At 73.3% G+C, this 14,264-nt stretch carries 12 protein-coding genes; 8 read left to right on the top strand and 4 right to left on the bottom strand.

The genetic code is table 11. The features are described from left to right. Positions 1–105 precede the first annotated feature (105 nt). Positions 106–510, top strand: a complete 405-nt coding sequence (locus ABD335_RS26270; RefSeq protein WP_344327954.1) for an ectoine synthase — start codon at positions 106–108, stop codon at positions 508–510. A gap of 131 nt (positions 511–641) precedes the next feature. After that, positions 642–1,541: an ectoine hydroxylase gene (gene thpD / locus ABD335_RS26265; protein ID WP_344327953.1), complete on the top strand. Its 900-nt coding sequence runs from the start codon at positions 642–644 to the stop codon at positions 1,539–1,541. Positions 1,542–1,695: 154 nt separating this feature from the next. Here the strand turns inward: thpD and ABD335_RS26260 are convergent, their stop codons facing one another. Together ABD335_RS26260 and ABD335_RS26255 are read right to left on the bottom strand one after the other, a co-directional pair. Beyond that, positions 1,696–2,817 carry a glycoside hydrolase family 53 protein gene (locus ABD335_RS26260; protein ID WP_344327951.1) on the bottom strand — a complete coding sequence of 374 codons (1,122 nt, stop codon included), beginning with the start codon at positions 2,815–2,817 and terminating at the stop codon, positions 1,696–1,698. Between the two features lie 75 nt (positions 2,818–2,892). Further along, positions 2,893–4,899 (bottom strand): beta-galactosidase, encoded by a 2,007-nt coding sequence (locus tag ABD335_RS26255; RefSeq protein ID WP_344327950.1) that lies wholly within the window; start codon positions 4,897–4,899, stop codon positions 2,893–2,895. A 143-nt stretch (positions 4,900–5,042) separates the two neighbouring features. Between ABD335_RS26255 and ABD335_RS26250 the strand changes: the two genes are divergently transcribed. From ABD335_RS26250 to ABD335_RS26235, 4 genes are all read left to right on the top strand, one after another. Continuing rightward, positions 5,043–6,335, top strand: a complete 1,293-nt coding sequence (locus tag ABD335_RS26250) for an ABC transporter substrate-binding protein (protein ID WP_344327949.1) — start codon at positions 5,043–5,045, stop codon at positions 6,333–6,335. 86 nt (positions 6,336–6,421) lie between these two features. Then, complete coding sequence (locus ABD335_RS26245; protein WP_425583754.1) at positions 6,422–7,291, top strand: carbohydrate ABC transporter permease; 870 nt, start codon at positions 6,422–6,424, stop codon at positions 7,289–7,291. Beyond that, positions 7,288–8,175, top strand: a complete 888-nt coding sequence (locus ABD335_RS26240) for a carbohydrate ABC transporter permease (RefSeq protein ID WP_344327946.1) — start codon at positions 7,288–7,290, stop codon at positions 8,173–8,175. The genes ABD335_RS26245 and ABD335_RS26240 overlap by 4 nt, the downstream gene beginning before the upstream one ends. Positions 8,176–8,236: 61 nt before the next feature. Then, complete coding sequence (locus ABD335_RS26235; protein ID WP_344327945.1) at positions 8,237–9,268, top strand: LacI family DNA-binding transcriptional regulator; 1,032 nt, start codon at positions 8,237–8,239, stop codon at positions 9,266–9,268. 41 nt (positions 9,269–9,309) lie between these two features. On the opposite strand, the gene ABD335_RS26230 is transcribed toward ABD335_RS26235, so the two are convergent. Both ABD335_RS26230 and ABD335_RS26225 read right to left on the bottom strand, forming a co-directional pair. Then, entirely contained in the window at positions 9,310–10,359 is a 1,050-nt protein-coding gene (locus tag ABD335_RS26230; protein WP_344327944.1) for an aminotransferase class V-fold PLP-dependent enzyme, read from the bottom strand. 143 nt (positions 10,360–10,502) lie between these two features. Next, the gene (locus ABD335_RS26225) at positions 10,503–12,032 is read right to left on the bottom strand and encodes an aldehyde dehydrogenase (NADP(+)) (protein ID WP_344327942.1); all 1,530 of its coding nucleotides are present in this window, start codon (positions 12,030–12,032) and stop codon (positions 10,503–10,505) included. A gap of 196 nt (positions 12,033–12,228) precedes the next feature. On the opposite strand from ABD335_RS26225, the gene ABD335_RS26220 reads away from it, so the two are divergent. Together ABD335_RS26220 and ABD335_RS26215 are read left to right on the top strand one after the other, a co-directional pair. Beyond that, a complete protein-coding gene (locus ABD335_RS26220) occupies positions 12,229–13,023 on the top strand; it encodes an IclR family transcriptional regulator (protein WP_344327940.1) in 795 nt (264 codons plus the stop codon). 158 nt (positions 13,024–13,181) lie between these two features. Continuing rightward, on the top strand, positions 13,182–14,219 hold the full coding sequence (locus ABD335_RS26215; RefSeq protein ID WP_344327939.1) for a hypothetical protein: 1,038 nt from the start codon (positions 13,182–13,184) through the stop codon (positions 14,217–14,219). Positions 14,220–14,264 lie beyond the last annotated feature (45 nt).

Below are 14,264 nucleotides of genomic sequence, written 5' to 3'. Positions count from 1 at the left end.
GCAACTCGGCATCCCCCGGGCCCGCCCGGGACACCGCGGGCATTCACCCATTCGGCCCATCCCGGTCCTCCGGGATGGGCCACCGAACGAAAGGCACCAAGCACCGTGATCGTCCGATCCCTGCAGGACATCGAAGGCACCGACCGCGACGTGAGGTCGGCCTCCGGAACCTGGCGCAGCAAGCGCCTGATCCTGGCCAAGGAGCGCGTCGGCTTCTCGCTGCACGAGACCGTGCTCTACGCGGGCACGGAGACCTCGATGTGGTACGCCAACCACATCGAGGCCGTCTTCTGCGTGGAGGGCGAGGCCGAGCTCACCAACGACGAGACGGGCGAGAAGCACTGGATCACCCCCGGCACCGTCTACTTGCTGGACGGGCACGAAAAGCACACACTCCGTCCTAAGACGGACTTCCGTTGCGTCTGCGTCTTCAACCCGCCCGTCACCGGGCGCGAGGACCACGACGAGAACGGCGTCTACCCGTTGCTCACCGAACCGGAAGGGGTCTGAAGGGCCCGCGGCGGGACCACGACCGAGACCGCGGCCGGCACCGAGACCGGCACGGAGGCCATCGGCGACGCATTGCCCGACAGCGGACCGGTGCAGGAGACAGGACCTTACGAGAGGAGAGGAGCAACAGCATGACCACCGCACCCGAACGCACCACCGACCTGTATCCGACGCGGGGCGCCACCGAGGTGACCACCCCGCGTCAGGACCCGGTCGTGTGGTCCGATCCGGCGGCTCCGGGGCCGATCGAGCCCTCCGATCTCGCCGCCTACGAGCGGGACGGCTTCCTGGCGATCGACCAGCTCATCACCCCCGACGAGGTCGAGGTCTACGCCAGAGAGCTGGAGCGGCTGGTCTCCGACCCGCGGATCCGCGCGGACGAGCGCTCGATCGTCGAGCCGAAGTCGCAGGAGATCAGGTCCGTCTTCGAGGTGCACAAGATCAGCGAGGTCTTCGCCGATCTGGTGCGGGACCCGCGCGTGGTGGGCCGCGCGCGGCAGATCCTCGGCTCGGACGTGTACGTCCACCAGAGCCGGATCAACGTCAAGCCGGGCTTCGGCGCCTCGGGGTTCTACTGGCACTCCGACTTCGAGACCTGGCACGCCGAGGACGGTCTGCCGCGCATGAGGACGGTGTCCGTCTCGATCGCCCTGACCGAGAACCACCCCACCAACGGCAGCCTGATGATCATGCCGGGATCGCACAAGACGTTCCTCGGCTGCGCGGGCGCCACCCCGAAGGACAACTACAAGAAGTCGCTGCAGATGCAGGAGGCCGGCACGCCGTCGAACGAGGCCCTCACCCGGATGGCCGCGGACCACGGCATCCGGCTGTTCACCGGCAAGCCGGGCTCGGCGACCTGGTTCGACTGCAACTGCATGCACGGTTCCGGGGACAACATCACCCCGTATCCGCGGAGCAACGTCTTCATCGTCTTCAACAGCGTGGAGAACGCCGCGGTGGAGCCGTTCGCGGCGCCCGTGCGGCGTCCGGAGTTCATCGGCGCGCGGGACTTCACCCCGGTGAGGTGAGGCGCCCGGCCCACGGCGCCGAACGGAAGAGGAGACGGGGCGGGACCGCCGCGCGGCGGGACCGCCGCGCGGCGGTCCCGCCCCCCTTTTTTCCTCCCGCTCTCTCCCGGCGCTCTCCGTGCGTTCCGCCGCGGCGTCGGGCGGCTTCCGGTCCTCAGCCGCGGCCCAGCACCCGCAGAGCCGGGAGGGCGCGGTCGTCGTAGTCGAAGAGCGCCTGGTTCTCCCAGCCGTTGCCGGAGGCCGGATCGGCCGGGTCCCAGCCGTTGCCGGGCACGGCGGTCCAGGTGGGCTCCCAGTAGAACAGCCCCAGGCCGCGCCCGTTCGGGACGGCCGCCACGACCGCCGCGATGTCGCGCAGCCAGGCGGACTGCCCCTCGGGGGTCGCGGGGTGGCCGGGGACGAGTTCCGACGGCAGGTCGACGATGTTCTCCAGGGAGTCCTCGCTGTCCAGCCGGAAGGGGTAGGCGGTCTCGGCGACGAGGACGTCCTTGTCGTAGCGGGCGGAGACGTCGTTCAGGTTGGCCCGGAGGTCGGCGAGCGTGCCGTGCCAGTAGCCGTAGAAGGACAGGGCGACGACGTCGAAGGGGACGCCGTGCGCCACCGCGTTGTCGAACCACCAGCGGGTGGCCTCGTTCCGTCCTCCCTCGGCGAGGTGGAGCGCGATCCGGATGCCCGGCGAGGCGGCGCGCGCGGCCTCGGCGCCCGCGGTGAGCAGGGCCGCGAGCCGCGGCCAGTCGTCCGTGGAGCCGTCGGGCCAGAGCATGCCGCCGTTGATCTCGTTGCCGATCTGGACCATGGCGGCCGGTGTGCCCTGGGCGCGCAGCGCGCCGAGGATGTCGGCCGTGTGGTCACGCACGGCCTGCTCCAGCGCGGCCCCGTGGAGGTTCTCCCAGGCGGCGGGCTTGTACTGCTTGCCGGGGTCGGCCCAGGTGTCGGAGTAGTGGAAGTCGACCAGGAGCCTCATCCCCCGCTCGTGCAGCCGACGGGCCGTCCGCAGGATGTGCGGCCTGGTGTGGTAGCCGTCGGCCGGGTTCACCCAGACCTTCAGCCGGCCCCAGTTGACCCCGGCTCCCGCCAGGATGCGGACGGCGTCGTCCCGGCGGCCGTCGGCGTGGCGGTAGGTCCCGCCCAGGTCCTCGCTCTTGGCCAGGGACGACAGGTCGGCCCCGCGGATGCGGAGGCGCGGGGCGGCCACGGCCGTGCCGAACGCGGCCGTGGCCAGGGCGGGGGCGGTGAGAGCGGCTGCTCCCAGCCGCAGGAGGGAACGTCTGCGCATGGGCGGCCCTTTCTTCCGACGTTCTTCCGGATCTTCCGGGTCTTTCCGGGTTTTTCCGGTGGTCCTCGGGGCGGTTCAGGCGTCCAGGCGCACCACGCGCACCCCGCCCGCGGGCACCGCGAGGTGTCCGGCCACCCGCTCGCCGCCGAGGAGCTCCGTGCCGGCGCTCTCCAGCGGCACCTTGGCGTCGACGCCGGTGTGGTTGAGCGCGAAGAGGTAGGTGCCCCCCTCGCCCGAGCGGCGCACCACCTCCACGTCGCGCGGGAGTCCGTCGCGCGGCGCCAGGCCCGCGTCGGCGCAGGCCGCGGCCAGGACGGCGTCGAGCCCGTCGGGGCCGAGCCGCGTCGAGACGTACCAGGCGGTGCCCTCGCCCAGCCGGTGACGGGTGACGGCCGGGCCGCCGGCGGCGGGGCCGTCGGCGTAGGTCCACACCGTCTCGGCGCCGCGCGTCACCACGGTCTCGGCCCACACGTCGCCCTCCAGCGACGGGCCGCCGGCGGCCTCGACGGTCACCCTCCGGCCGGCCCGCAGCGGCTGGAACTCCTCCACCGTCAGCCCCAGGACGTCCCGCAGCGCGCCGGGGTGCGGGCCGGGGTGGACGGCGTCGTGCTCGTCGACGATGCCGGAGAAGTAGGAGACGACCAGGGTGCCGCCGCCCTCCACGTAGGCGCGCAGGTTCTCCCCGGCGGCCTTCGTGGTCAGGTAGAGGGCGGGCACCACCAGCAGCGGGTACTCCGCCAGGCGCGACGGATCGGTCTCGGGGTGGACGAAGTCCGCGGTCAGGTGGCGGTCGAAGAGCGCGGCGTACCAGGCCTCGGCGCGTTCGCGGGTGTCGAGGTCCTCGCTCGGCCGCCACTCCAGCCGCTGCGCCCACCACGACTGCCAGTCCCACGCCACCGCGACGTCCGCGACGGTGCGGGTGCCGCGGATCTCCTCCAACGCGCCGACGTGGGAGCCGAGTTCGACCACCTCGCGCCAGATGCGGCTGTCGGTGCCGGCGTGGGGGACCATCGCCGAGTGGAACTTCTCCGCGCCGAAGCGGGAGGCGCGCCACTGGAAGAACATCGCGCCCTCGGAGCCCCGGGCGATGTGCGCCAGGGAGTTGCGGGCCATCTCGCCGGGACGCTTGGCGATGCCGCGCGGCTGCCAGTTGACGCCGCTGGTGGAGTGCTCCAGCAGCAGCCACGGCGCACCGCCCGCGACCGAGCGGGTCAGGTCCGCGGCCATCGAGAGGTTGACGTGGTTGCGGTCCTCCTCGGCCACCAGGTAGTGGTCGTTGGTGACGATGTCGACCTCGCGGGCCCAGGCCCAGTAGTCGATGGTGTCGCACTGGGTGGGCGAGACCATGAAGTTGGTGGTGACGGGGACGCCCGGCGACAGCTCGTGGAGGATGTCGCGCTCGCGGCGGAAGTTCGCCAGGGCGCTGTCGCCCGCGAAGCGCCGGTAGTCCAGGCGCTGGGCGGGGTTGCAGACGGTGGGGGTGAGCCGGGGCGGCCGGATCTCCTCCCAGTCGTGGTAGGTCTGGCCCCAGAAGGACGTTCCCCAGGCGGCGTTGAGGGCGTCCAGGGTGGTGTAGCGCTCCCGCAGCCAGTCCCGGAAGGCGGCGGCGGAGGTCTCGCAGTAGCACTCCAGGACGGGGACGCCGTACTCGTTGTGGACGTGCCACATCGCCACCGCCGGGTGCCGGCCGTAGCGTTCGCCCAGCGCGCGGGTGATCCGGGCCGCCGCCTCCTGGTAGGCGGGCGAGTTGTGGCAGATCGCGCCGCGTGAGCCGAACTCCCAGCGCACGCCCTCCCGGCTGACGGGCAGCGCCTCGGGGTGGGCGCGGTAGAACCACGCCGGCGGCACCACGGTGGGGGTGGCCAGGTCGACGCGGATGCCGTTCTCGTGGAGCAGCTCGACGATCCGGTCCAGCCGGTCGAAGTCGTACACGCCCCGGCGGGGTTCGACCATCGCCCAGGAGAAGATCCCGACGCTGACCATCGTCACCCCGGCCTCGCGCATCAGCGCGACGTCCTCGTGCCAGACCTCCTCGGGCCACTGCTCGGGGTTGTAGTCGCCGCCGTAGGCGAGGCGCACCATGCGTACTCCTGACTCGATACTGGGAACGTTCACAGCCTCACACCGGCTGCCTCCCCTTAGAGAACAGCAACACCACGACCATTGACAAGGGTCGGTTCTGTTTCTCTACTGTGCACGTTCACAGACTTTGCCAGGGAGGCATCATGAACAACCGCACCGCCGCGCTGTGCGCCGCGACCGTCCTGGCGGCCGCGGCCCTCACCGGCTGCGGCTCCTCGGAGGACTCCGGCGCGTCCGGCCCGGTCGAACTGACCTACTGGGCCTGGGCGCCGGGCATGGACAAGGTCGTCGCGCTCTGGAACGAGGAGCATCCGGAGGCCAGGGTCACGGTCAAGAAGCAGGCCGGCGGGGACGATCTGGTGACCAAGACCATCACCGCGGCCAGGGCCGGCGAGGCACCCGACCTGGTGCAGGCGGAGTACCAGGCGCTGCCCACCCTGGTCGGCAACGACGTCCTCGCCGACATATCCGGCGAAGTGGGCGACGCGGAGAAGGAGTTCGCCCCCGGCGTCTGGCAGCAGGTCACCCTCGGCACCGACGCCGTCTACGCCCTGCCCCAGGACTCGGGCCCGATGATGTTCTTCTACCGGCAGGACCTCTTCGAGGAGTACGGTCTGTCCGTCCCCACCACCTGGGAGGAGTTCGCCGAGATCGCCCGCGCGGTGAAGAAGAAGGCCCCGGAGAAGGACCTCACCACCTTCTCCAGCAACGACGCGGGCCTCTTCGCCGGGCTCGCCCAGCAGGCCGGCGCGCGGTGGTGGACCACCGAGGGCCAGAAGTGGAAGGTCGCCATCGACGACGACGCCACCCGGAAGGTCGCCGAGTTCTGGGGCGGACTGGTGGCGGAAGGGGTCGTCGACAACCAGCCGATGTACACCCCGGCCTGGAACAAGGCCCTCAACACCGGCAAGCAGATCGCCTGGATCAGCGCCGTGTGGGCCCCGGGCACCCTGACCACCGCCGCCCCCGACACCCGGGGCAAGTGGGCGATGGCGCCGCTCCCCCAGTGGGAGAAGGGCGCGAACGTCACCGGCAGTTGGGGCGGCTCCACCACGGCGGTCACCAACGACTCCGAGCACAAGGCGGTCGCGGCCGAGTTCGCCACCTGGCTCAACACCGACCCCGAGGCGCTGGCCGCCCTGGTGCGGGAGGGCGGCATCCACCCCGCCGCGAAGGCCGCCCAGACCGGTGACGCGCTGAAGGAGGCGCCGGAGTTCTTCTCCGGCCAGACCGACTTCTACCAGCGGGCCGCGGAGATCGCCGAGGGCACCGCGCCCGCCGCGTGGGGCCCCAACGTCAACGTCGCCTACAGCGCCTTCAAGGACGCCTTCGGCAAGGCCGCCAGGAACCGGTCGGACTTCGGCGCGGCGCTGGAGACCGTGCACGAGAGGACCGTCGCGGACCTGGAGAAGCAGGGCTTCGAGGTCGCCAAGTGACGCGTTCGACCTCCGCGAAGTCCGCGCCGCGGGCGCCTCGCGCGGCGGGGAAGGGGCACGGCGAGCGGCGCGCGCCGTACCTCTTCCTGCTGCCCGCCGTCGCCCTGTTCGTCCTCTTCTTCGCGCTCCCCGTCGGCTACGCCCTGTACCTCAGCCTGCGCACGGTCGAGGTCCAGGGGCTCGGCCTGGGCAGCGGGGCCCGCCGGGAGGTGTGGGCCGGCCTGTCCAACTACGCCGACGCCCTCGCCGACCCCGAACTGGCCGCCGGGGCGCTGCGGGTGCTGGGGTACGGCCTGATCGTCGTCCCGGTCATGCTCGGCCTGGCCCTGCTCTTCGCCCTGCTGCTGGACGCCGACCGGGTCCGGGGACGCTCCTTCGCCCGGCTCGGGATCTTCCTCCCCTACGCCGTCCCCGGGGTGATCGCCGCGCTGCTGTGGGGCTTCCTCTACCTGCCGGACGTCAGCCCGTTCCACTTCGCGCTCGGCGAGTTGGGACTGCCGCGGCCGGACCTGCTCGACGGCGGCCCGCTGTACGGCGCGCTCGCCAACATCGCCGTCTGGGGCGGCACGGGCTTCAACATGATCGTCATCTACACGTCGCTGCGCGCGATCCCCGCGGAGGTCCACGAGGCCGCCCGGCTGGACGGCTGCTCACAGGTGCAGATCGCGCTGCGCGTCAAGATCCCGATGGTGGTGCCGTCGCTGGTGCTCACCTTCTTCTTCTCGGTCATCGCCACGCTCCAGGTGTTCAGCGAACCCACCACGCTCAAACCGCTCACCAACACCATCTCCACCACCTGGAGTCCGCTGATGAAGGTCCACCGGGACGCCTTCGCCGAGGGCGACGTCCACACGGCCGCCGCCACCGCGGTGGTCCTCGCCGTGGTGACGCTCGTGCTCTCCTTCGGCTTCCTGAAGGCCGTCGGCTCCCGCGCCCGGCAGGGGGAGTCCCGATGACCCCCACCGCTCCCGCCCTCTCCCCCGCCCCGGCCCCCACCGCCCCGCGCGCCCCGCGTCGGACCGCGGTGCCGGCCACCGTCGCGCTGGCCCTGGGCGCCCTGTACTGCCTGCTGCCGGTCGCCTGGGTGCTGATCGCGGCCACCAAGTCCGGCCGCGAGCTGTTCTCCACCTTCACCTTCCTGCCCGGCACCGGACTGGTGGAGAACCTCACGGAACTGTCGGCCTACCGCGAGGGCGTCTACTGGCGGTGGATGGCCAACTCCGCCCTCTACGCCGGGGTGGGCGCCGTGCTGTCCACCGCGGTCTCCGCGCTCGCCGGATACGCCCTGGCCGTCTACCGCTTCCGCGGCCGGGAGACGGTCTTCGACGTCCTGCTCACCGGGGTCCTGATGCCCCCGGTCGTCCTGGCCGTGCCGCAGTACCTGCTGCTGGCCGAGGCCGGGCTGGCCGACACCCACCTCTCGGTGCTGCTGCCGTCGATCCTCTCCCCCTACGGCGTCTACCTGGCCCGCGTCTACGCGTCCGCCGCCGTGCCGCGGGACGTGGTCGAGGCCGGGCGGATGGACGGCGCCGGCGAGTGGCGGATCTTCGGCTCCCTGGCGCTGCCCATGATGCTGCCGGGGCTGGTGACGGTGTTCCTCTTCCAGTTCGTCGCGATCTGGAACAACTTCCTGCTGCCGTACATCATGCTCGGCGACGACGAGAAGTTCCCGGTCACGCTGGGCCTGTTCACCCTGCTCCAGCAGGGCTCCAACACCCCCGCCCTCTACACCCTGGTGATCACGGGCGCGCTGCTGGCCGTCGCGCCGTTGATCGTGCTGTTCCTGGTGATCCAGCGGTTCTGGAGTCTGGACCTGCTGTCGGGAGCCGTAAAGTCCTGACCGGCGGATCCCGGGTACGGGAGACGCGGAGGACGTGGAAGAGAGCGGAGAGGGACACCGCATGAGCAGTACCGAGCGGCGACGCCCGCCGACGATCCACGACGTGGCGCGGGTGGCCGGGGTCTCGCGGGGCACGGTCTCGCGGGTCCTCAACGGGGGGCACAACGTCAGCCCCGGCGCCGCCGAGGCGGTCAGGGCGGCCATCCGCAAGACCGGCTACGTGGTCAACCGGCACGCCCGTAGCCTCATCACGGGCCGCTCGGACTCGGTGGCCTTCCTGCTCACCGAACCCCAGGAGAAACTCTTCGAGGACCCCAACTTCAACGTGCTGCTGCGCGGCTGCACCCAGGCGCTCGCCGCGCACGACGTCCCGCTGCTGCTGATGATCGCCGGCACGCCCGCCGAGCGGCGCCGCGTCACGCGCTACGTCACCGCCGGCCACGTCGACGGCGTCCTGCTGGTCTCCAGCCACACCGGGGACCCGGTCGCCGAGCAGCTCGTCGAGGCCGGGATACCGGTCGTCGCCTGCGGCAAGCCGATCGGCCGGAAGGGGCGCACCGCCCGGCTGGCGCACGTGGCCGCCGACGACCGGGACGGCGCCCGGGAGATGGTGCGGCACCTGGTCTCCCTCGGTCGGCGCCGCATCGCCACGGTCGCCGGCCCGATGGACACCCCCGGCGGTGTGGACCGCCTGGCGGGCTGGCGCGAGGTGCTCGTCGAGGCCGGGCTCCCCGCCGGCGAGGAGTTGGTCGCCCACGGCGACTACAGCCGCGACGGCGGGGAGCGGGCCACGGCGGAGCTGCTGGAGCGGGTGCCGGACCTGGACGCGCTGTTCGTCGCCTCCGACCTGATGGCGCGCGGCGCGCTGGCCGCGCTGGAGCGGGCCGGGCGCCGGGTGCCGCGGGACGTGGCGGTCGGGGGGTTCGACGACTCCCCCGCCGCCGTCTCCGGCCTTCCGGAGCTGACCACCATCCGCCAGCCGTGGGACCGGATCAGCTCCGAGATGGTGCGGGTGCTGATGGGCCTGATCGGCGGCGAGGAGCCCTCGGCGGTCATCCTGCCGACCGAGCTGGTGCGCCGGGAGTCGGCCTAGCCGGCGGTACCGCGGGACCGGCCGCGGCGCGCCCCGGACCGTCACGCCCCGGCCAGCACCGCCAGCAGCCGGTCCACGTCCTCGACCGTGTTGTACAGGTGGAACGCGGCGCGCAGGTTCCCCGCCCGCACCGAGACCTCCACGCCGGCCTCCTTCAGGGCGGTCGCGGCGTCGCCCAGGCCGGGCACGGCGACGATCGCCGAGTCGCCGGGCACGGGCCTGTGGCCCAGTTCGGCGACGCCGGTGCGGAACCGGGCGGCCAGCGCGCGGTCGTGGGCGCCGATCGTCTCCGGGCCGACCTCCTCGATCAGGGCCAGGGAGCGTTCCGCGCCGAGATAGGGCAGGAACGCCGGGGCGGTGTCGAACCGGCGGGCGGAGCGGGCGAGTTCCCCCACCACTCCGTAGCAGCTCTCCCAGGGACTCTCCCCCGCGATCCAGCCGGCCTGGAGCGGCGCCAGGCCGCCGCCGTCCTCGGGCACGGTGAGGAAGCAGACGCCGCGCGGGGCCACCAGCCACTTGTAGGCGCCGCACACCGTGTAGTCGAAGGCCCCGTGGTCCAGCGGCAGCCAGCCGGTGGCCTGGGTGGTGTCGACGAGGGTGCGGGCGCCGTGCTCCCGTGCCGCCGCGGCGACCGCGGCCAGGTCGGCGGTGCGGCCGTCCGCCGACTGCACGGCGCTGACCGCGACCAGCGCGGTGCCGGGGCGGACGGCGTCCGGCAGCTCCTCCAGGGGGGCGGTGCGCAGCTTGAGGTCGGGGCGCACCGCGAAGGGGTTGACCAGGGAGCTGAAGTCGCCGTCGGCGACCAGCACCTCGGCGCCGGACGGCAGCGAGCCGGCGACCAGCGCGACCTGCTGGGCGACGGCCGACCCGAGCGCCACGCGGCCGGGAGCCACCCGGGCGAGCCGGGCGAAGCGGGCCCGTGCCTCCTCGACCACGGCGAACCAGCGCGTCATGTCGATCCGCCCGTCGACCGTCTCGTCGACCGCCTCCCGCAGGGCGTCGGCGGTGCGGGCGGGCAGCAGGCCGTGCGAGGCGGTGTCGAGGTAGGTGGTCTTCGGCGCGAACTCGGCGCCCGACAGGGAGTTCTCCATGAACGCCACTGTCCCGCCCCGGTTCCCTCCTGTCCATCCCGAATTGCCGTGGTCGCAGGCCGGGCGGGGCTCGTGCCCGCCGCCCGCGCCCGTCCGCCGGCCGCCCGTGGGGGCGGTCGGCGGACGGGCGTCCGCCGGGCGGCTCAGCCCTCGCGGCGGCCGTCGACGCGGCGCGGCAGGCCGAGCGGGTTCTCCTCCCGCAGCTCCGGCGGCAGCAGCGCCTGGGGGGTGTCCTGGTAGGCGACCGGGCGCAGCCAGCGCTCGATGGCCGTGGCGCCGACCGAGGTGGAGGTGGAGGTGGTGGCCGGGTAGGGCCCGCCGTGGTGCTGGGCGGGGGCGACCGCGACGCCGGTGGGCCAGCCGTTGACCAGGACGCGTCCGGCCAGCGGGGTCACTTCCGCCAGCAGCCGGGCGGCGGTGCCGTCCTCCCGCTCGGCCTCCTCCCCGCCGAGGTGGAGGGTGGCGGTGAGGTTGCCGGGCAGCCGTGCGAGCACGGCGCTGACCTCGTCGGTGTCGCGGTAGCGGGCGACGACGGTGACGGGGCCGAAGCACTCCTCCAGCAGCAGCTCGTGCGGTCCTTCGGAGGCGAGCCGGGCGGCCTCGACGGTGAGGAAGCCGGCGCCCACCGCCTGCCCCTCGCCCTCGGCCGCGACGACCGGGGCCGTCACGCCCTCCAGCGCGGCGCGGGCCTCGACCCCGGCGAGGAACGCCTCGCGCATCCGGCCGTCCAGCAGCGGTCCGGAGGCGGCCTCGCCGAGGGAGACGGTCAGCGCCTTCAGCAGACGGTCGCCGGCCGCGCCCTCGGGGACGAGGACCAGTCCGGGCTTGGTGCAGAACTGTCCGCGGCCCAGGGTCATCGACCCGGCCAGGCCGTCGCCGATCTGCTCGGCGCGCTCCTCGGCCGCCGCCTCGGTGACGACCACCGGGTTGAGGCTGCCCAGTTCGCCGTGGAAGGGGATCGGGTCGGGGCGGGCGGCGGCGGCGTCGAACAGGGCGCGTCCGCCGCGGATGGAGCCGGTGAACCCGGCCGCCGCGACCAGCGGGTGCTTCACCAGTTCCACGCCCGCGTCGAAGCCGTGCACCACGGCGACCACGTCCTCGGGCAGCCCCGCGCGGACGGCGGCGCGGCGGAGCACGGCGGCGCACAGCTCGGAGGTGGCCGGGTGGTCCGGGTGCGCCTTGACGACGACCGGGCAGCCCGCGGCGAGCGCGCTGGCGGTGTCGCCGCCGGGCACGGAGAAGGCGAGGGGGAAGTTGGAGGCGGCGTAGACGGCCACCACGCCCAGCGGGATCTTGTAGCGGCGCAGGTCGGGCCGGGGCGGGGTCAGCGAGGGGTCGGCGTGGTCGATGACGACGTCCAGGTAGCCGCCGTCGGCGACCTCGTCGGCGAAGGCGCGCAACTGGTAGGCGGTACGGGCCAGTTCGCCGTTCAGCCGCACCTCGCCCAGGGCCGTTTCGGCGTCCGCCGTGGCCACGACCTCCTCGTGGGCGGCCTCCAGCTCCTCGGCGGCCGCGCGCAGCAGGGCGATGCGCGCGGCGCGGTCGGCCAGCGCGCCGCGGACGGCGTGGGCGGCGCGCACGGCCGCGTCGACGTCGGCGGCCGTGGCCTCGACGGCGACCCGCTCGCGCTGCTTCCCGGTCCTGGGGTCGACACTCCACACTGGTACTGCCACCGCTGAACTCCTCCTGCCGGTCGGCTGCTGACGGGTCGGTCGATCGCCGACCGTTCTGTCGGCGGGACACCGCGTCCGATATCCCGGACATCCGGGGCTGTCCCCTGGAGACCTTGTTCGATATGCTGAACAGCGTCCCGAAGTGTGAATAACTCTTCGGGACTCTAGGGCCGGTCGAGCGAAAGGGTCAAGGTCGATGCCGTCAGCGCGCGGGGGCGCCCCCGGACGGAACCCGGAGGCGGGCGGGCAGGTCAAGTCGGCTGTGCGCACGGTGGAACTGCTGGAGTTCTTCGCCGGACAGCCCGGCATGCATTCCCTGGCGGCCGTCCAGGAGGCCGTCGGCTACCCCAAGTCCAGCCTCTACATGCTGCTGCGCACGCTGGTGGACCTGGGCTGGGTCGAGACGGACGCCACCGGCACCCGCTACGGCATCGGCGTGCGCGCCCTGCTGGTCGGCACCTCCTACATCGACGGCGACGAGGTCGTGGCCGCCGCCCGGCCCACCCTGGACCGGCTCTCCGACGACACCACCGAGACCATCCACCTCGCCCGGCTGGACGGCACCAACGTCGTCTACCTGGCCACCCGTCAGTCGCAGCACTACCTGCGCCCCTTCACCCGGGTGGGACGGCGCCTGCCCGCGCACTCCACCTCGCTGGGCAAGGCGCTGCTGGCCACGTACGACGACGACCGGATCCGCGCGATGCTCCCGGAGACCCTGACGGCGCTGACCGAGAACACCATCACCGACCGCGAGAAGCTCATCGAGGAGCTGCACCAGGTCCGCGAACAGGGTTACGCCGTGGACCGCGAGGAGAACACCCTGGGCCTGCGCTGCTTCGGCGTCGCCATCCCCTACCGCACCCCCGCGCGGGACGCCATCAGCTGCTCGGTGCCGGTGGCGCGGCTGACCCCCGCCCACGAGCAGACCATCAAGGAGGCCCTGTTCCACGCGCGGGACCGGCTGACGCTGGCCACCCGGAGGCTCTGACCTCCCGGACCGACGGCGGCGGAAGGGGCGGCGGGGACGGGCACGGCGCGTCCGGCCCGGCCTCGCCCCGTGGTCGTAGGCGCGTCTCCCCCGCGCGGGGGAGACGATTCGCCGGCGGGTGGGATCCCGGAGGGGGCGCGCGACGGGACCGTGGAGACATGACCTCCACACACACCGCCAAGACCGCGCCCGCCACCCCGGACACCCCCCGCGCCGGCGCCCCGCGCCGGGTGTTGCGCGCCGTCGCCATCGCCGCCTGCCTGCCGTACCTGGCGCTCAAGACCGCCTGGCTCTCCGGCGTCCACGTCGGCATCCCCGAGGGCAGCGAGATGCTCGACCCCGAGCACGCCTCATCCCTGGCGTTCGCCAACCTCCTCACCCTGGCGATGGACGCCGCGGTCGTCGTCCTCGCCCTCGCCCTGACCCTCCCGTGGGGCAGACGGCTGCCCGCCTGGCTGATGGCGCTGCCCCTGTGGGCCGCCACCGGGCTGCTCGCGCCGATCGCCCTGGTCGTCCCCCTCCACACGCTGCTCCAGGCGGTCACCGGGAACGGCCGGGGCGTCGCCGCCGAGGAGGCCGAGGCGTCCCTGGACGGCTGGGTCTTCACGATGGTCTACACGGGCTTCGGCGTCCAGGCGCTCGCCCTGGGCGCGCTGGCCGTGCTGTACGTGCGCGACCGCTGGGGGCACCTGCTGCGCGGCCGGCTCTCCGACCTGCCGGCCGCCTCCCCCACCGCTCCCGCACGGCGAACGACGGCCGTGGCCGCCGCCCTGACGGCGCTGCTGCCGCTGACCGCGCACCTGCTGTGGTCGACCGGGGCGACGGTCGGGCTCTCCGCGTACCAGGCCGAGCGGAACGACGGCGTCTTCCCCCTGCTGGCGGGTCTGGACGCGCTGGCCGCCGGCGCCGCCGCGGTCGGCGTGCTGCTGCTCGCCTTCCCCGCGGGACGGGCGGGGGCGATACGGCTGCGCACGGCGATCGCCCTGGCCTGGACCGGGAGCGCGGTACTGGCCACCCGGAGCGGCTGGACGCTGCTGACGGGGGTGTTCAACCAGGGAACGGTGGACCCCTCGCAGGAGCCCACCGCGTCGATGACCCTCGTCTACTCTGTGGAGATGCTCGTCGGCATCCTCGTCCTCGCCCTGGGCGCCCACCTGTTCGCCGAGCGGTCGGCCGAGCGGGTCTCCGAACGGTGAGCCGGACGGACCGGGAGGCCGTGCGGCGGCTGCGGCTGCGCTGGG

Source organism: Streptomyces macrosporus (genome assembly GCF_039533145.1).
GTDB classification, from domain to species: Bacteria; Actinomycetota; Actinomycetes; order Streptomycetales; family Streptomycetaceae; genus Streptomyces; species Streptomyces macrosporus.
The sequence above is the reverse complement of the archived record's forward strand: the minus strand, read 5'-3'. Positions and strand labels throughout refer to the sequence as shown.

Bases quoted from the DNA above. Each gene is read 5' to 3' on its own strand.
- thpD (WP_344327953.1), top strand. From the start codon at position 642: ATGACCACCGCACCCGAACGCACCACCGACCTGTATCCGACGCGGGGC.
- ABD335_RS26260 (WP_344327951.1), bottom strand. From the start codon at position 2,817: ATGCGCAGACGTTCCCTCCTGCGGCTGGGAGCAGCCGCTCTCACCGCC.
- ABD335_RS26255 (WP_344327950.1), bottom strand. From the start codon at position 4,899: ATGGTGCGCCTCGCCTACGGCGGCGACTACAACCCCGAGCAGTGGCCC.
- ABD335_RS26250 (WP_344327949.1), top strand. From the start codon at position 5,043: ATGAACAACCGCACCGCCGCGCTGTGCGCCGCGACCGTCCTGGCGGCC.
- ABD335_RS26240 (WP_344327946.1), top strand. From the start codon at position 7,288: ATGACCCCCACCGCTCCCGCCCTCTCCCCCGCCCCGGCCCCCACCGCC.
- ABD335_RS26235 (WP_344327945.1), top strand. From the start codon at position 8,237: ATGAGCAGTACCGAGCGGCGACGCCCGCCGACGATCCACGACGTGGCG.
- ABD335_RS26230 (WP_344327944.1), bottom strand. From the start codon at position 10,359: ATGGAGAACTCCCTGTCGGGCGCCGAGTTCGCGCCGAAGACCACCTAC.
- ABD335_RS26220 (WP_344327940.1), top strand. From the start codon at position 12,229: ATGCCGTCAGCGCGCGGGGGCGCCCCCGGACGGAACCCGGAGGCGGGC.
- ABD335_RS26215 (WP_344327939.1), top strand. From the start codon at position 13,182: ATGACCTCCACACACACCGCCAAGACCGCGCCCGCCACCCCGGACACC.